Here is a 16,202-nt window from a genome sequence, read left to right as displayed (position 1 = left end):
GGCCTTCCCGGGTTGGGTCAGACCGCTCGCGTCGCTACTGCTGACAACTGCGACTTACTTGAAGAAGCCCTGCAACACCTCGTAGGTCTCGTCGGGGCACTCTTCCTGCAGGTAATGCCCTGAGGGCACGGTGGCCGTCTGCACGATATTGGTCGCGTAACGGCCCCAGACTTCGGCGGCGTTGTGATTGCGGCCGACGCCGCCTTTTTCGCCCCACACGATCAGCGACGGGGTTTGCACCTTGCGGCCTGCGTCGAAGTCCGCCGTGTCCATGTCCAGATCGATGCCGAATGTGGCCCGGTAGTCTTCGCACATGGCGTGGGTGGTGGCCGGGTTCTTGATACAGCGGATGTAATCGGCCAGTGCCTCAGGACCGAAAAAAGCGGTGCCCTGCGCGGTTTTCGAGAGTTTGCGCAGGATGAAGAACTCGGGGTCGGCGTTCATCATGGTTTCCGGGGTCGGGTAATCCTGCGCCATGAAGAACCAGTGCCAGGAGAACTTGCCCCATTGGCGGGTAACGTTATTGAGCAAATGATGCTGCGGCAGCATGTCGACAAACCCCGCTTTGAGCACTTTTTCAGGGTGATCGAGGCACATGCGATGCAGCACACGCGCGCCGCGATCATGCCCGGCGGCGTTGAACTGTTCGAAGCCCAGCGAGTGCATGACTTCGACCTGATCCTGCGCCATGGAGCGGAACGAATAAGCCGAATGGTCGCCACCGCCTTCGGGTTTGGAGCTGTCGCCATAGCCGCGCAAATCGGTGCAGACAACGGTGAAATCCTTGGCCAGACGCGGCGCGATCTTGTGCCAGGACAGGTGATTGAACGGGTTGCCGTGCATCAGCAACAGGGGTGGTCCTTCGCCGCCGACGACGGTGACGATCTCGGCGCCGCTGGTTTTGACGGTGGTCTTGGTGAAATTCTCGAACATATCGCCAGCCTCTTTCTTATCGGTTTTATTCTTGAGTACGAACGTCCTTTACCAACCGGGTGAATTCCCTGTCCTTATGCGGTGGCCACCTCGCGCTTGAGTTTGCGGGCAGCCGCGTTGTCGGTGGCGACGCGGAAAGCCGCAGCCATAGCCCCCACGTCCGCCTTGCCGGTGCCGACGATGTCGTAGGCCACGCCGTGAGCGGGGGTTGCGTAGACCGTTTTCAATCCGCCGGTCAGGGTCACGCCTTGGGAGAAGCCGAGCAGCTTGGTCGCGATCTGGCCTTGGTCGTGGTACATGATCACCACCGCGTCGAAGTCCCCGTTGCGGGCCTTGATGAACACAGTGTCAGACGGGAACGGGCCTTCGCTGGCCAAGCCTTTGGCACGCAGTTTTTCGAGGGTCGGGCGGATGATCGTGATCTCTTCATCGCCAAACAGGCCGTTCTCGCCGTTGTGCGGATTGAGCGCGGCAACGCCGATGCGCGGCGCTGGATTACCGAGCGCTTTCAAGGTGTCGTGAGCCAGTTGCAGTGCGCCTTCGATGCGATCCGGCTGGACCATATCGACCGCTTTGCGCAGCGCGACATGGGACGTGACGCGGAACGTGGAAAACTGCGGGATGATGTTCACTTCGCCGAAGTAGCCAACATGATCGGTCCAGGCCGCGAACATCTGATGTTCATCGTGGTAATTCCAGCCGCCGCGATGCAGGCCTGCCTTGTTGAGCGGCGCGAAACAAATGCCGTCGAGTTCGCCAGCCAGTGCAAGATCGGTCATCACTTTGAGGGTTTCGCCGGTCAGGCGACCGGATTCGGCGTTGACCTGGCCGCGTTCGAACAACGAAGGGTCAACGTTGTGCAAGTCCAGCAAGGGAATGGCTTCGCCGCTGTGATCGGCGTCGCTGAGGGTCGAGATAACGGTGTAAGGGATGGTCAAGCCTGCGTCATGCATCCCCAATTGCAGGACACGTTCGTCACCGATGATCACCACGTCAGCCCGTTCACGCGCCAGGGGAGTCGAGAGCAGCTTCACCACCAGCTCAGGGCCGATGCCTGTGACATCACCGAGCATAAGTCCAATCAGAGGCTTCATCAGGTGTTTCTCCGGTTCGGTTTTGTTTTTGTAGTGATCCTCATCCTAGACCTGCCCTGTCCCCCAACAACGTGCAAACCGTGGCAGGGCGATTCACGGAGTGTGGTTTCAGAACGCTGCCGTGCCCTTCACCTGTGGGAGCGAATTCATTCGCGATCGGCCGATACAGACGACGGATATGCAGTGGATGTACTACCCCTTCGCGAATAAATTCGCTCCCACAGTTTGAATCGATGCGCGCCCGACAAAACCCAGCCACAAAAAAGCCCGCATCGCTGCGGGCTTCTTCGTGTCGATGACCGATCAAATAATGATCAGTTGACCTTGGCGTTCAGCTCGCCTTTGGCATAACGCTCGAACATCTTCTCCAGGGAGATCGGTTTGATCTTGGAGGCGTTGCCAGCGGTACCGAACGCTTCGTAACGGGCGATGCAGACGTCGCGCATGGCCGAAACGGTTTTCGCCAGGTATTTACGCGGGTCGAACTCGCTCGGGTTCTTGGCCATGAACTCGCGGATGGCACCCGTGGACGCCAGACGCAGGTCGGTGTCGATGTTGACCTTGCGCACGCCGTGCTTGATGCCTTCAACGATTTCTTCGACCGGCACACCATAGGTTTCTTTGATGTCGCCGCCGAACTCGTTGATGATTTTCAGCCATTCCTGAGGAACGGACGACGAACCGTGCATCACCAGGTGAGTGTTCGGAATGCGCTTGTGAATCTCTTTAATGCGCTCGATCGCCAGGATATCGCCGGTTGGCGGTTTGGTGAACTTGTACGCGCCGTGGCTGGTGCCGATGGCGATGGCCAGGGCGTCAACCTGAGTCTTCTTCACAAAGTCCGCGGCTTCTTCCGGGTCGGTCAGCATCTGGCTGTGATCCAGTTGACCTTCGGCGCCAACGCCGTCTTCTTCACCGGCCATGCCGGTTTCCAGCGAACCGAGAACACCCAGCTCACCTTCAACGGAAACGCCGCAGGCGTGAGCCATGGCGACGGTTTCCTGGGTGACGCGGACGTTGTACTCGTAGTCGGCCGGGCTCTTGCCGTCTTCGCGCAGGGAGCCGTCCATCATGACCGAGCTGAAGCCCAGTTGGATCGAACGCTGGCAGATGGCAGGGCTGGTGCCGTGGTCCTGGTGCATGACCACCGGGATGTGCGGGAATTCTTCGATTGCCGCCAGGATCAGGTGACGCAGGAACGGGGCGCCTGCGTATTTACGCGCGCCGGCCGAGGCCTGAACGATCACCGGGGAATCGGTCTTGTCGGCCGCTTCCATAATGGCGCGCATCTGTTCCAGGTTGTTCACGTTGAAGGCTGGAACGCCGTAGCCGAATTCGGCGGCGTGGTCCAACATCTGGCGCATGCTGATAAGTGCCATTGTCTGTCTCTCTCCCGGTAGGGTCGTTAATCGCGTGTGCCTGCCGTAACGGCGGCTATTCAAATTATAGGGGCGTTACTGCTGATCACCGCCCGGTGTTGCATCGGTCGAACCACTTAGCGCATCAAAGCGCTGTACAGCCCCGACCGATCAAATCGTTGGTAGCGTCCCAATAGACCAGGCCATCGCTACCTTTGTTGTCGAACGCCAGGACCCCGTTGCTGTACAGCGCACCCGAAGCACCGGGCGCGGCCTGCAAACGGAACACCTGCTCACTCTGGTTCAAACGCACATCGACCTCTTTCTTCGCAGGGTCAGCGTAGCGCCAGTAAATCTCCGCTTTGCTGTCACAAACCCAATGGGTCCAGGGCGTAGCGGGTTCAGAAGCCTTCATGCTGGCGCAACCGCCCAGCAGCATCAGTGTCGCAAGGGCAATCAAGCCTTTCATTACCACTCCTGGAACCCCTGCGGGACGCGACTTCCATCAACGTTCCGATACCCAGGGGCAGTTCTGTTTCTGATGTTTCTGTTCGCTGTCAGTTCAGATTCAGCGACAGGCTACCGGCCCTACAGCGGGCATGAACTCGTACTTTTCCCAGACCTCAGGACCGCCGCGCTTATACACGATCGGCACGGTTTCCGCCTGCCAGCCCGCTTGGTAGCAACTGACCTGAAGCTGTTCCGGCGCCGCGTTCAGCGCCGTCTGGGCTTCGGGCTTGCTCGCGCAGCCGACCAGCAAACCCGCCATGATCAACAGCGGTAATGGCTTGACCATCTCACTCCCCTTCACCTCAGCCTGGAATTCAGGCCTTGGCGCGTTGTTCCAGAATTTCCACGGCTGGCAGGACCTTGCCCTCGACGAATTCGAGGAACGCGCCGCCACCGGTGGAAATATAAGAGATGTCGTCCTTCACACCGTATTTGTCGATGGCCGCCAGCGTATCGCCGCCACCTGCGATGGAGAACGCCGAACTGTCGGCAATCGCTTTGGCCAACGTCTTGGTGCCTTCACCGAACTGGTCGAACTCGAACACGCCCACCGGGCCGTTCCACAGAATAGTCTTGGAAGATTTCAACAAGTCGGCGAATTGGGCGGCAGTTTTCGGGCCAATGTCGAGGATCATGTCGTCGTCGGCCACGTCGGCGATCAACTTCACGGTCGCTTCGGCTTTGTCCGAGAACTCTTTGGCAACCACTACATCCACCGGCAATGGCACGCTGACCTTGGCCGCAATGGCTTTGGCGGTGTCCAGCAGGTCCGGTTCGTACAGCGATTTACCCACCTTGTGACCGGCTGCGGCCAGGAAGGTGTTGGCGATGCCGCCACCGACGATCAGTTGATCGCACTTCTCGCTCAGGCTGTTGAGCACGTCCAGCTTGGTCGAAACCTTGGAGCCAGCGACGATGGCCGCCATCGGCTTGGCCGGGTTGCCCAGCGCCTTGCCCAGCGCGTCCAGTTCGGCGGCCAGCAAAGGACCGGCCGCAGCGACTTTGGCGAATTTGGCGACGCCGTGGGTCGAGCCTTCAGCGCGGTGAGCGGTGCCGAAGGCGTCCATCACGAAGACGTCGCAGAGGGCTGCGTACTTCTGCGCCAACTCGTCGGCGTTTTTCTTCTCGCCCTTGTTGAAGCGCACGTTTTCGAACAGCACGATGTCGCCGGCCTGGACGCTGACGCCGTCCAGGTAATCAGCCACCAGCGGCACGTCGCGGCCCAGGGCCTTGCTCAGATAATCGGCAACGGGCTTGAGGCTGTTTTCGGCGGAGAATTCACCTTCGGTCGGACGACCCAAGTGCGAGCAAACCATGACGGCTGCGCCTTTCTCCAGCGCCAGTTTGATGGTCGGCAGCGAAGCAAGAATGCGTGCGTCGCTGGTGACGACACCGTCCTTGACCGGAACGTTGAGGTCTTCGCGGATCAGTACACGCTTACCTTGCAGATCGAGGTCGGTCATCTTCAACACGGTCATGAGGCGTTCCCTGTTTTTACTGTTGTTTATGGATACTGCGCAGATAGTGATCAGCGACATCCAGCATTCGGTTGGCAAAACCCCATTCGTTGTCGAACCACGCCAGGACGTTGACCAGTCGCGGGCCGGAGACCCGTGTCTGGCTGGCATCGATGATGGCCGAATGAGGGTCATGGTTGAAATCACAACTGGCGTGCGGCAATTCGGTGTAAGCCAGCAAACCTTTGAGCGGGCCGCTGGTGGCGGCCGCACGCAAAATGCGGTTGATCTCGACCGCGTCGGTGTCACGTGCCACCTGCAACGTGATGTCCAGGCAAGAGACGTTCACCGTCGGCACACGAACTGCTTTGGCCTGAATTCGGCCGGCAAGTTCCGGAAGCAGCCGCTCAATGCCCCGCGCCAGACCAGTGGACACCGGAATGATCGACTGGAAGGCCGAGCGCGTGCGACGCAAATCCTCATGATGATAGGCGTCAATCACGGGTTGGTCGTTCATGGCCGAGTGAATCGTGGTGATGGTGACGTATTCCAGGCCCAGCTCGCGGTTCAGCAGGTCCAGCAACGGCACGCTGCAGTTGGTGGTGCAGGAGGCTGCGGACACCAGCAACTCGTCGCCGGTCAGCGTTTCCTGATTGATGCCGTAGACGATCGTCGCATCGACATCGGCCTCGCTGGCCATCGGCTGCGAGAACAGGACACGCGGCGCGCGGGCGGACAGAAAACGTTCGCCATCAGCTCGGCTGTTGTAGACGCCCGAGCATTCGAGCACCAGATCGACGTCCAGCTCGTTCCAGTCGATGCCTTCCGGCGTCGCGCTGCGGAACACTTTGATGACGTGATCGTTGATGTGCAGATAATCGCCTTCGACCCGCACTTCGCCGGGAAACCGGCCGTGTGTGGAATCAAAGCGCGTGAGGTATTCGAGACTGGCCATGTCGGCCAGGTCGTTGATCGCCACCACTTCAAAGCCCGCCTTCGCACCTCGCTCGCACAGCGCGCGCAGCACGCAGCGGCCGATCCGACCGTAACCATTGAGGGCGACTTTATAAGGGCGTGACTGAGGCATGGGGGGGTTCTCAAATATTTGGTGATGTTTAGAGAACCTGTAGGAGTGAGCTTGCTCGCGATTGCGGTACATCTGTCGACGAATTCATCACCGACAAACCGCTATCGCGAGCAAGCTCACTCCTACAGTGATTGCGCAGGCTTCTTAGTCTTCCAGCAGCTCTTCAGCCGTGCTGATGACGTTCTCCAGCGTGAAGCCGAACTCTTCGAACAGCAGGTTCGCAGGCGCCGACTCACCGAAGGTGGTCATGCCGATCACGCGGCCTTCCAGACCGACGTACTTGTACCAGTAGTCCGCGTGAGCGGCTTCGATGGCGATACGCGCACTGACTTCCAGCGGCAGGACCGACTGCTTGTATAGAGCGTCCTGGGATTCGAAAACGCTGGTGCATGGCATCGAGACAACGCGCACGTTTTTGCCGTCGGCGGTCAGCTTGTCGAATGCCTGAACGGCCAGACCGATTTCCGAACCGGTGGCGATCAGGATCAGGTCCGGCTCGCCGTTGCAGTCGCGCAGCACGTAACCGCCACGGTTGATGTTCTCCAGTTGCAGCGCATCACGTGCCTGGTGAGGCAGGTTCTGACGGGAGAAGATCAGCGCCGAAGGACCGTCGCTACGCTCGATGGCGTGCTTCCAGGCCACCGCCGATTCCACGGCGTCGGCTGGACGCCAGGTGTCCAGGTTCGGCGTGGTGCGCAGGCTGGTCAGTTGCTCGATCGGCTGGTGCGTCGGGCCGTCTTCGCCCAGACCGATGGAGTCGTGGGTAAACACGTAGATCGTGCGTTGCTTCATCAGCGAAGCCATGCGCACCGCGTTGCGGGCGTATTCCATGAAGATCAGGAAGGTCGCGCCGTACGGCACGAAGCCGCCGTGCAGGGCGATACCGTTCATGATCGCGCCCATGCCGAACTCACGCACACCGTAGTGCAGGTAGTTGCCGCTGGCGTCTTCACCAGTGATCGATTTGCAGCCTTTCCAGATGGTCAGGTTGGAACCGGCCAGGTCAGCCGAGCCGCCGAGGAACTCTGGCAACAGCGGGCCTAGGGCGCTCAGGGCGTTCTGGCTGGCTTTACGGCTGGCGATGGTCTCGCCTTTGGCGTTGACTTCAGCGACATAAGCCGCCGATTTCTCAGCGAAGTCAGCCGGCAGCTCGCCGCTCATGCGACGGATCAGCTCGTTGGCTTCGGTCGGGAATGCAGCGGAATAGGCCGCGAAACGCTGGTCCCACTCGGCTTCGGTCGCCAGGCCTTTTTCCTTGGCGTTCCACTCTTTGTAGATGTCGGCCGGGATTTCGAACGGACCGTGGGTCCATTTCAGCGCTGCACGAGTCAGGGCGATTTCGTCGTTGCCCAGTGGCGCGCCGTGGCACTCTTCCTTGCCCTGCTTGTTCGGCGAACCGAAACCGATGGTGGTCTTGCAGCAGATCAGGGTCGGCTTGTCGCTCTTGCGAGCGGTATCGATGGCGGTCTTGATTTCGTCGGCGTCATGGCCGTCGACGTTGCGGATCACCAGCCAGCCGTAGGACTCGAAGCGCTTCGGCGTGTCATCGGTGAACCAGCCTTCGACTTCACCGTCGATGGAGATGCCGTTGTCGTCGTAGAAGGCGATCAGCTTGTTCAGTTGCAGCGTGCCCGCCAACGAAGCGACTTCGTGGGAAATGCCTTCCATCATGCAGCCATCACCCATGAACACGTAGGTGTGGTGGTCAACGATATTGTGGCCAGGACGGTTGAACTGGGCCGCCAGGGTCTTTTCCGCGACAGCGAAACCGACAGCGTTGGCGAAACCCTGACCCAGCGGGCCGGTGGTGGTCTCTACGCCTGGGGTGTAACCGAATTCAGGGTGACCCGGGGTACGGCTGTGCAGTTGACGGAAGTTTTTCAGGTCTTCAATCGACAGGTCGTATCCGGTCAGGTGCAGCAGCGAGTAGATCAGCATCGAGCCGTGGCCGTTGGACAGGATGAACCGGTCACGGTCAGCGAACGACGGGTTGCTCGGGTTGTGCTTCAGATAATCGCGCCAAAGGACTTCAGCGATATCCGCCATGCCCATCGGGGCACCTGGGTGGCCGCTGTTGGCCTTTTGCACGGCATCCATGCTGAGTGCACGAATGGCATTGGCACGCTCACGACGGCTTGGCATCGCTGATCTCCTGGGGCAGAAAGAAGTGGGATCTGAAAAAGGCGGCCATTTTCCCTCAGGCACTGCTTCGGGGCAATGACAGATGCGGCCTGATGCGCGTTTTTCCTGAGTTGCAGGCGTTTTTCGTCCAACCATGCGCGGCTTGCGCCTTGAAACGGCGTAATCGCGGCGCTCAACGTCTGACACTCGTCACCAATATCAAAACTTTTTGATATTGGTCTTGCAGCGGACCTAGTCGATAACTAGACTGCCAACCCTATGAATCTCCACGCGCCTGCCCTTGACCACGATCAAAGCGACGAACTGGCTGCCTTGTGCAAGGCCGGTGGCGATCCGCTGCGGCTCAATGTGCTGCGCGCGCTGTCCAACGATTCCTTTGGTGTGCTGGAGTTGGCGCAGATTTTCGCCATGGGTCAGTCGGGCATGAGCCATCACTTGAAAGTATTGGCCCAGGCCGATCTGGTGGCTACCCGTCGCGAAGGCAACGCGATCTTCTACCGCCGCGCCCTGCCCCACACCGAACAGGTGGGCGGCAAGCTGCACGCAGCGCTGCTTGAAGAGATCGACGGTCTCGCCCTGCCGGAAGACGTTCAGGCCCGCATCGGTCTGGTTCATCGCCAGCGCGCCACCGCCAGTCAGGACTTTTTCGCACGCACTGCGGAAAAATTTCGTGCCCAGCAGGACCTGATCGCAGGACTGCCTCAGTACCGCGACAGCCTGTTGTCGCTGCTGGACAAACTCAGCTTCGCGCCTGACGCCACGGCAGTGGAAGTCGGCCCCGGTGACGGCGGTTTTCTGCCGGATCTGGCGCAGCGTTTTCGGCATGTCACGGGGCTGGACAACAGCTCGGCCATGCTTGATCTGGCGCGTAACATCTGTGAGCAGAAGGCGCTGCACAACGTCGAGCTGAAGCTGGCCGATGCGTTGTCGGACGCTAATGTTTTCGGTGACTGCGTCGTCTTGAATATGGTGCTTCATCATTTCGCGGCACCGGCCGAAGCATTGAAACAACTGGCCAACCTGTTGAAACCGGGCGCAAGCCTGCTGATCACAGAGTTGTGCAGCCACGACCAGAGCTGGGCCAGGGAGGCCTGTGGCGATCTGTGGTTGGGGTTCGAACAGGAAGACCTGGCCCGTTGGGCCATCGCTGCGGGGCTGGTCCCCGGAGAAAGTCTGTATGTAGGTTTACGTAATGGTTTCCAGATTCAGGTCCGCCACTTTCAGCGGCCATCTGGCAACACTCACCATCGGTAACACTCAGGAAAATCGTCGAGATGAGCGAATACTCCCTTTTCACCTCCGAGTCCGTGTCCGAAGGGCATCCGGACAAAATCGCCGACCAGATCTCCGATGCGGTGCTGGACGCTATCATTGCCCAGGACAAACACGCACGCGTTGCTGTGGAAACCCTGGTCAAGACCGGCGTTGCCATCGTCGCCGGTGAAGTCACCACCAGCGCGTGGGTCGATCTGGAACAGATCGTTCGTGACGTGATCAGCGGCATCGGCTACACCAGCTCCAACGTCGGTTTCGACGGCGCCACTTGCAGCGTGATGAACATCATCGGCAAGCAATCCCCTGACATCAACCAGGGCGTGGACCGCGCCAAGCCTGAAGATCAGGGCGCGGGCGACCAAGGCCTGATGTTCGGCTACGCCAGCAACGAAACCGCAGAACTGATGCCTGCGCCTATCGCGTTCTCGCACCAACTGGTCAAGCGCCAGGCTGAAGCGCGCAAATCCGGCCTGCTGCCATGGCTGCGCCCGGATGCCAAATCCCAGGTCACTTGCCGCTACGAAAACGGCATCGTGGTTGGTATCGACGCCATCGTGCTGTCGACCCAGCACAACCCGGAAGTCTCCTACGCCGACCTGCGTGAAGGCGTGATGGAGCTGATCGTCAAGCATGTGCTGCCAGCCAACCTGCTGCACAAAGACACCCAGTTCCACATCAATCCGACGGGTCAGTTCATCATCGGCGGCCCGGTCGGCGACTGCGGTCTGACCGGTCGCAAGATCATTGTCGACAGCTACGGCGGCATGGCCCGTCACGGCGGCGGCGCGTTCTCCGGCAAAGACCCGTCCAAGGTCGACCGCTCGGCAGCCTACGCCGGTCGTTACGTGGCGAAAAACATCGTCGCGGCTGGCCTGGCCGAGCGTTGCGAGATTCAAGTGTCCTACGCCATCGGCGTCGCACAGCCTACATCAATCTCGCTGAACACCTTCGGCACCGGCAAAATCAGCGACGACAAGATCGTCCAACTGGTCCGCGAGCACTTCGACCTGCGTCCGTACGCAATCACCAAGATGCTCGACCTGCTGCACCCGATGTACCAGGAAACCGCAGCCTACGGCCACTTCGGCCGCACGCCGCAAACCAAGACCGTGGGCGAAGACACCTTCACCACGTTCACTTGGGAAAAAACCGACCGCGCCGACGCCCTGCGCGCTGCTGCCGGTCTGTAATACGCGTTAGCTGTACAGCGCGTTCAAGAAAAGCCCCTGACGATGTAAGTCGTCAGGGGCTTTTTCGTTTACTCACTCATCACCCCCGCCGCGCCACTAACAGAAACGACGCCGCGCCCGCCAACAACCCCGCGCACGTGCGGTTGAACAAGCGCTTGCCGCTCGGTCTGGCGAACAGCCGACGCGCATGAATGCCCATGTAGCAGTACAGGCCGATGGCAATGCATTCCAGTGCCAGAAACATCGCGCCCAGTTGTGCGAATTGGCCACCGATGGGGGCGGAATGGTCGACAAACTGGGGCAGAAATGCGGTGAACAGCAGGATCGCCTTGGGGTTGCCCATCGCCACCAGAAATTCCTGACGTGCCAGCCGGCTCGATCCGACGTCCACCACTCCTTCATCCACATGGGAATCCGCCGGCGCACGCCACAGCTGAACGGCGAGGTAGAACAGGTACGCCGCGCCAAGAATCTTGATCGCGTGGAACAGCCATTCCGAGGTGTGCAGGACCGCAGTCAAGCCAACCCCAGCGAACGCGATCATGATCGCGAAGCCCAGCAATCGGCCCAAGCCTCCCGTGCACGCGCGAACGAATCCGTAGCGCGAGGCGTTGCTGATCGACAGGAGGTTGTTAGGGCCGGGGGCCATGTTCAGGGCGAAGCAGGCAGGGATAAAAACGGCGAGGGTCGACAGCTCCATGATGGTTGTCCTTATTGGGCGCTGGTTGAAACATCATTTTGCACTCGTCCCAAATCCGCTCAAGGGACAGCTATGGCGCGAAAAGGGCCTCGACTGTACGGGTGGCGGACAAATCCGGTAACGGCTGCGCAGGAGAACAGCAACGTTTCAAACCCTAGCCTTGCGGGTCTCACTTCCCGGCAAGGATGCTTCGATGCTGCTCTCCCAACGCGTTGTCGCAGGTGTATGGGCTGTTCTCTGTTTCAACCTCGCCCATGCGCAAAGCTGCCCCGACTGGCCTCCTGCTCGGGCCGAGCGGGAGCTGTCAACACTGCAAAATCAAATCACACAGTGGGACGACAGCTATCATCGCCAAGGCATCTCGTTAGTCGCCGACGAGCTGTACGACCAGTCCGTACAACGCCTTTGGCAGCTGAAGGCTTGCTTCGCGCCCTCGTCCCGACCTGCTCAAAATCCCCTCAAGACAGCAAGAGGTGAACTCCTTCATCCCGTGCCCCACACCGGCATCGCCAAACTGGCAGATGAGCGAGCGGTGGAGCAATGGCTCAAAGGAAAAAGCGATCTGTGGATTCAGCCCAAAGTGGACGGGGTCGCAGTCACCCTCGTTTATGAGAATGGCAAGCTGGTTCAAGCCATCAGCCGAGGCGACGGAATCAAAGGGCAAGACTGGACGGCCCACGCCTTGAAGATCTCAAGCATTCCCGCTCACGTTGCGGAAAAGGAAAGCCTGGTGCTGCAAGGCGAGCTGTATTGGCGCCTCTCAGAGCATGTGCAGGCTGAAGCCGGAAGCCTGAACGCGCGAAGCCAGGTGGCAGGGTTGCTGGCGAGAAACCGCATTGATGAGGTCGAGGGTGCGCAGATCGGACTGTTCGTCTGGGACTGGCCGAGGGGGCCCCGCGACATGAAGGAGCGGCTGGAAGGCCTAAAGACGCTGGGATTCGACGACAGCGCCCGGTTCAGCGAGCCCTTGGAAACCTTCGCGCAGGCGAAGCAATGGCGTGAGCACTGGTACACCCACCCACTGCCGTTCGCGACCGACGGCGTGGTGCTGCGCCAGGGTGAGCGTCCCTCGGCGGATCGCTGGCAGGCCAAGACGCCTTACTGGCTCGCAGCGTGGAAATACCCATTCGCGCAGGTGCTGGGCGATGTGCGCAAGGTTCATTTCAACATCGGTCGCAGTGGCAAAATCACGCCAGTGCTGGACATCGAACCGGTGCGACTGGATGACCGAACCGTGTCCCGGATCAATGTTGGCTCCCTTAAACGCTGGCAAACTCTGGACATTCGTCCGGGTGATCAAGTGGCGATCAGCTTGGCCGGATTGACCATTCCCCGATTGGACGGGGTGGTTTCACGCAGCGCGGAACGGGCGTCCATGGAGGTTCCAGACGCAAAAGCGTTTCACGCGCTGAGTTGCTGGCAGCCCACTGAGGGGTGCGAAAGCCAGTTCCGCGAACGTCTGAAATGGCTAGGCGGCAAGAAGGGTTTGGCGCTCAAGGGCGTAGGACCTGGCACATGGGACAAGCTGATCGAAGCCGACCTGGTGAAAGGCTTGCTGGACTGGATGCACCTGGACAGTGCACTAATGTCGAACATTCCCGGCCTTGGTGAGCTGAGCAGCGCTAAACTATTGAAGAGTTTTGACGCCGCGCGCGAACAATCCTTCGAAACTTGGCTCAAAGCGATCAGTTTACCCCCCGCCGCAGGGGCGGATTTGGGTGATTCGTGGGACACGCTAGCGATTCGCAGCGTCGATCAGTGGCAGTCCGAGCCGGGCATTGGCCCAGCTCGTGCGAAGCAGTTGTATGCATTTTTCCAAGACCCGCAGGTGCAAGCATTAAGCACGCAATTGCGGGAGCAAGGTATCAAGGGATTTTAGGCATTGTGTCCCGGTCAGCCGTGTCGACTGGCCGGGTCTTTATTTTGAGGATTCGTCATGAAGTTTCAGTCATCTCTTATTGCGTTCGCGGCATGCGGTCTGTTGGCCGCGCCTGTGTTCGCCGCAGAACAGGCACCCGCACTGACCGGCTGCGCGGCCAAACGCCAAGACATTAGCACTCAGATTGAACACGCCAAGGCTGCTGGCAACAGTTATCAAACGGCCGGACTTGAAAAGGCCTTGAGTGAGGTGACCGCCAACTGCACCGACGCAGGCTTGCTCAAGGAACAGGAAAAGAAAGTGCTCGACGCCAAGCGCGAAGTCGGCACCCGCCAGGCCGATCTCGACAAGGCCATGAAAAAAGGAGACCCCGACAAGATCAACAAGCGCAAAGACAAACTGGCTGAGTCGCGCAAAGAATTGCAGGACGAACAGCAGAAGCTTGAGCAGTTGCAGCCGGATGAAGACGACTAAAAACCGCATTTGATTCTGGCCGCAGGCCGTAGGAGCCAGCTTGCTCGCGATCTGGTGCGCAGCGCCAGCAAGATCAAACGACCTCGGCTGGGTCAGGTACACCGCATTTGCAGGTTTTACTGCCGGTTCCCGGCAGATCGCGAGCAAGCTGGCTCCTACGGCCTGCGGCCAGAAGCAGGCTCAGCATCAGTGATTGCGAAACTCTTTATGACAAGCGTCGCACGCGTCCTCGACGTTGTTCATCGGCGGGATCATGTTTGCAGGGGTCAGTTGAAGGGTTTGAGTGGCAATTACCAACTCCCCGGTCCGGGCCTCCAGCGCCCGGGCAAGCTCTTGAAAACGCGCCTGGCGTTCCCAGACCGCATCTTTCGCACTGGTGTGCTCGGACTCTTTCACTGCCGGAAAATGCTTCCACGGCTCGTGCGCCAGGGCATCGAGCTTCAGCGCGCCTTCGGCGAATTTAGGTCCATCGAACGGCAAGCGGCCACGTAACATTCCGCCAGTGTCTTCGCTGGTCTTGAGCATCTGCTTGAAAATCGCCTTGCGTTGCGACAGCGGCGAATTCGGATCTTCCCCGCTACACGCGCTGAGCATCACGCCCACCATCAGCATCAGGCCAACGGCTTTCAGGGTCGGGGGTACACACGGTTTTTCCACGGCAACGCTCTTCGATTTCATGGCGGCTCTGGGCTGAAAAATGGCGGCCAGTATCTGCGTCCGCCATGAAAAATCCAAGATGGGTGTCCGTCAAACGGAAACCCCGAACAGCGCGACCACCAAAGCCAAGCCAATGAACCACGCGAGCGAACGCAGGGCCGCGAGATCAGCGAGGTAAAAAATGATGTACAGCAGACGGCTGGTAACGAAGAGCACCGCGAGTACATCAATGGTCACCAACTGCGCGACACCCGCGACGTGGGCAATAAGAACCCCTGCGGCGAACCCTGGAATCGCTTCGAAGCTGTTCTGCTGTGCGGCGTGGGCACGGCGCGGCAGGCCTTCGAGATTGTCGAGAAAGTCCCGTGGGTTGTGGTTTTGCCGAGCGCCGAATTTTCCGCCACTGAACTTGGCAATGGACGTACACACCAGCGGCAGCAAAATCACGATCAACACGCACCAGAAGGCAACGGTCATGAACATCTTCCTTTTAAAATTTGAGCTTCATCAGAAGCATTCCAAGCAGCACCAACCCACAGGCTAAGAGCCGTGGCCGGCCAAAAGGTTCTTTCAGATAGCGCATGCCGAACAGCACCACCAATACCACGCTGACTTCGCGCAACGCGGCGGCCTCAGCGACCGAGCCCAACTGCATCGCCCACAACACCAGGGCATAGCTGGCCAACACGCAAAAACCGACGCTCAAGCCGAGTTTCCATTGCTCGCGCCAGAACAGCATGAAGGCCGGACGCTTGTTGACCACCGCCAGCAACGGGAAGGGCCACGCGCTGATAAACGTCAGCCACACCAGATAATCCAGCGGCGCGACACCCCGCTTAAGCGCCTGACCGTCGATCCACGTGTAGAAACCGATGCACAGCCCGATCAGCCCTACCACCGGCAGCATCGACCATGGCAAACGGTCGCCTCCTCCGCCCTGCCACAACAAGCAGGCCATGCCGCACGGGATCAGCAGAATCCCGAGAATCTGCTGAATGCTCAGATGCTCTCCCGCGAAGATCAGCGTCAGCGCCAGTACCACCAAAGGCGACAATCCGCGCATCAGGGGATACACCAGTCCAAGGTCGCCGACCCGATAGGCTTTGATCAGCAGCGCGCGATACAGCAGCTCGAACAACGCCGACGCCACCAGCCACGGCCAGATGTGCGGCGGAGGCGGCGACACGAAACCCAATGCAATCAGGGACAGACCGAACGCGACCACGTCCATGCTGGCGATGACCAGCAGGCGCTCGCCGCTGAATTTGATGAGGGTGTTCCAAGTGGCATGCAGCACCGCTGCGAGCAGGACCAGCATTGTCGCGAGCACGTGTTCTCCTTATCCGCCCTGGCGAAAGCGCCGAGCGATTTTTCTTCCGGGCAACGCAGTCATCGATAGCCGCCAAAGCCCCGTGGCGGTTGAGGATAAGGGATTTCTCATGACAG

16 protein-coding genes are annotated in these 16,202 nt (G+C 59.7%); 4 read left to right on the top strand and 12 right to left on the bottom strand.

Going from position 1 to position 16,202, the window contains the following annotated elements; translation table 11 throughout:
• Positions 1-54 precede the first annotated feature (54 nt).
• From ACWKWE_RS25030 to tkt, 8 genes are all read right to left on the bottom strand, one after another.
• Positions 55-933: an alpha/beta fold hydrolase gene (locus tag ACWKWE_RS25030; protein WP_483852012.1), complete on the bottom strand. Its 879-nt coding sequence runs from the start codon at positions 931-933 to the stop codon at positions 55-57.
• 74 nt (positions 934-1,007) lie between these two features.
• Positions 1,008-2,027 (bottom strand): PdxA family dehydrogenase, encoded by a 1,020-nt coding sequence (locus ACWKWE_RS25025; protein WP_166595699.1) that lies wholly within the window; start codon positions 2,025-2,027, stop codon positions 1,008-1,010.
• 314 nt (positions 2,028-2,341) lie between these two features.
• Entirely contained in the window at positions 2,342-3,406 is a 1,065-nt protein-coding gene (gene fba / locus ACWKWE_RS25020; protein WP_093468420.1) for a class II fructose-bisphosphate aldolase, read from the bottom strand.
• Between the two features lie 124 nt (positions 3,407-3,530).
• Positions 3,531-3,854, bottom strand: coding sequence for an MliC family protein (locus tag ACWKWE_RS25015; protein ID WP_483852011.1), 324 nt, complete (start codon positions 3,852-3,854; stop codon positions 3,531-3,533).
• 99 nt (positions 3,855-3,953) lie between these two features.
• On the bottom strand, positions 3,954-4,181 hold the full coding sequence (locus ACWKWE_RS25010) for a putative periplasmic lipoprotein (protein ID WP_166595701.1): 228 nt from the start codon (positions 4,179-4,181) through the stop codon (positions 3,954-3,956).
• Positions 4,182-4,209: 28 nt separating this feature from the next.
• Positions 4,210-5,373 (bottom strand): phosphoglycerate kinase, encoded by a 1,164-nt coding sequence (locus ACWKWE_RS25005; protein WP_483852010.1) that lies wholly within the window; start codon positions 5,371-5,373, stop codon positions 4,210-4,212.
• Between the two features lie 16 nt (positions 5,374-5,389).
• A complete protein-coding gene (gene epd, locus ACWKWE_RS25000; protein WP_166595703.1) occupies positions 5,390-6,439 on the bottom strand; it encodes an erythrose-4-phosphate dehydrogenase in 1,050 nt (349 codons plus the stop codon).
• Positions 6,440-6,583: 144 nt separating this feature from the next.
• The gene (gene tkt / locus ACWKWE_RS24995; protein WP_166595704.1) at positions 6,584-8,581 is read right to left on the bottom strand and encodes a transketolase; all 1,998 of its coding nucleotides are present in this window, start codon (positions 8,579-8,581) and stop codon (positions 6,584-6,586) included.
• Between the two features lie 258 nt (positions 8,582-8,839).
• Here tkt and ACWKWE_RS24990 point away from each other — a divergent pair, with 258 nt between their 5' ends.
• Together ACWKWE_RS24990 and metK are read left to right on the top strand one after the other, a co-directional pair.
• Positions 8,840-9,835, top strand: coding sequence for an ArsR/SmtB family transcription factor (locus ACWKWE_RS24990; RefSeq protein ID WP_483852009.1), 996 nt, complete (start codon positions 8,840-8,842; stop codon positions 9,833-9,835).
• A 20-nt stretch (positions 9,836-9,855) separates the two neighbouring features.
• Positions 9,856-11,046 (top strand): methionine adenosyltransferase, encoded by a 1,191-nt coding sequence (gene metK, locus ACWKWE_RS24985; protein ID WP_341961421.1) that lies wholly within the window; start codon positions 9,856-9,858, stop codon positions 11,044-11,046.
• 79 nt (positions 11,047-11,125) lie between these two features.
• Here the strand turns inward: metK and ACWKWE_RS24980 are convergent, their stop codons facing one another.
• On the bottom strand, positions 11,126-11,746 hold the full coding sequence (locus ACWKWE_RS24980; RefSeq protein ID WP_483852008.1) for a LysE family translocator: 621 nt from the start codon (positions 11,744-11,746) through the stop codon (positions 11,126-11,128).
• A gap of 193 nt (positions 11,747-11,939) precedes the next feature.
• Between ACWKWE_RS24980 and ligB the strand changes: the two genes are divergently transcribed.
• Together ligB and ACWKWE_RS24970 are read left to right on the top strand one after the other, a co-directional pair.
• Complete coding sequence (ligB, locus tag ACWKWE_RS24975; protein WP_483852007.1) at positions 11,940-13,625, top strand: NAD-dependent DNA ligase LigB; 1,686 nt, start codon at positions 11,940-11,942, stop codon at positions 13,623-13,625.
• A 57-nt stretch (positions 13,626-13,682) separates the two neighbouring features.
• On the top strand, positions 13,683-14,099 hold the full coding sequence (locus tag ACWKWE_RS24970) for a DUF1090 domain-containing protein (RefSeq protein WP_166595709.1): 417 nt from the start codon (positions 13,683-13,685) through the stop codon (positions 14,097-14,099).
• Positions 14,100-14,285: 186 nt separating this feature from the next.
• Here the strand turns inward: ACWKWE_RS24970 and ACWKWE_RS24965 are convergent, their stop codons facing one another.
• From ACWKWE_RS24965 to ACWKWE_RS24955, 3 genes are all read right to left on the bottom strand, one after another.
• Positions 14,286-14,711: a c-type cytochrome gene (locus tag ACWKWE_RS24965; RefSeq protein ID WP_444860669.1), complete on the bottom strand. Its 426-nt coding sequence runs from the start codon at positions 14,709-14,711 to the stop codon at positions 14,286-14,288.
• Positions 14,712-14,846: 135 nt separating this feature from the next.
• Positions 14,847-15,233, bottom strand: a complete 387-nt coding sequence (locus tag ACWKWE_RS24960) for an MAPEG family protein (RefSeq protein WP_166595711.1) — start codon at positions 15,231-15,233, stop codon at positions 14,847-14,849.
• Positions 15,234-15,246: 13 nt separating this feature from the next.
• A complete protein-coding gene (locus tag ACWKWE_RS24955; RefSeq protein ID WP_483852006.1) occupies positions 15,247-16,086 on the bottom strand; it encodes an EamA family transporter in 840 nt (279 codons plus the stop codon).
• Between the last annotated feature and the right edge of the window lie 116 nt (positions 16,087-16,202).

The sequence above is a fragment of the Pseudomonas salicis genome (genome assembly GCF_057128705.1).
The sequence above is the reverse complement of the archived record's forward strand: the minus strand, read 5'-3'. Positions and strand labels throughout refer to the sequence as shown.

What these genes read in the sequence shown, in the direction of transcription:
- ACWKWE_RS24965 (WP_444860669.1), bottom strand. Translation starts at nt 14,711, where the DNA reads ATGCTGATGGTGGGCGTGATGCTCAGCGCGTGTAGCGGGGAAGATCCG.
- ACWKWE_RS24980 (WP_483852008.1), bottom strand. Translation starts at nt 11,746, where the DNA reads ATGGAGCTGTCGACCCTCGCCGTTTTTATCCCTGCCTGCTTCGCCCTG.
- ACWKWE_RS25005 (WP_483852010.1), bottom strand. Translation starts at nt 5,373, where the DNA reads ATGACCGTGTTGAAGATGACCGACCTCGATCTGCAAGGTAAGCGTGTA.
- ligB (WP_483852007.1), top strand. Translation starts at nt 11,940, where the DNA reads ATGCTGCTCTCCCAACGCGTTGTCGCAGGTGTATGGGCTGTTCTCTGT.
- ACWKWE_RS25015 (WP_483852011.1), bottom strand. Translation starts at nt 3,854, where the DNA reads ATGAAAGGCTTGATTGCCCTTGCGACACTGATGCTGCTGGGCGGTTGC.
- ACWKWE_RS25010 (WP_166595701.1), bottom strand. Translation starts at nt 4,181, where the DNA reads ATGGTCAAGCCATTACCGCTGTTGATCATGGCGGGTTTGCTGGTCGGC.
- tkt (WP_166595704.1), bottom strand. Translation starts at nt 8,581, where the DNA reads ATGCCAAGCCGTCGTGAGCGTGCCAATGCCATTCGTGCACTCAGCATG.
- ACWKWE_RS24960 (WP_166595711.1), bottom strand. Translation starts at nt 15,233, where the DNA reads ATGACCGTTGCCTTCTGGTGCGTGTTGATCGTGATTTTGCTGCCGCTG.
- metK (WP_341961421.1), top strand. Translation starts at nt 9,856, where the DNA reads ATGAGCGAATACTCCCTTTTCACCTCCGAGTCCGTGTCCGAAGGGCAT.
- ACWKWE_RS25025 (WP_166595699.1), bottom strand. Translation starts at nt 2,027, where the DNA reads ATGAAGCCTCTGATTGGACTTATGCTCGGTGATGTCACAGGCATCGGC.
- ACWKWE_RS25030 (WP_483852012.1), bottom strand. Translation starts at nt 933, where the DNA reads ATGTTCGAGAATTTCACCAAGACCACCGTCAAAACCAGCGGCGCCGAG.
- epd (WP_166595703.1), bottom strand. Translation starts at nt 6,439, where the DNA reads ATGCCTCAGTCACGCCCTTATAAAGTCGCCCTCAATGGTTACGGTCGG.
- fba (WP_093468420.1), bottom strand. Translation starts at nt 3,406, where the DNA reads ATGGCACTTATCAGCATGCGCCAGATGTTGGACCACGCCGCCGAATTC.
- ACWKWE_RS24990 (WP_483852009.1), top strand. Translation starts at nt 8,840, where the DNA reads ATGAATCTCCACGCGCCTGCCCTTGACCACGATCAAAGCGACGAACTG.
- ACWKWE_RS24970 (WP_166595709.1), top strand. Translation starts at nt 13,683, where the DNA reads ATGAAGTTTCAGTCATCTCTTATTGCGTTCGCGGCATGCGGTCTGTTG.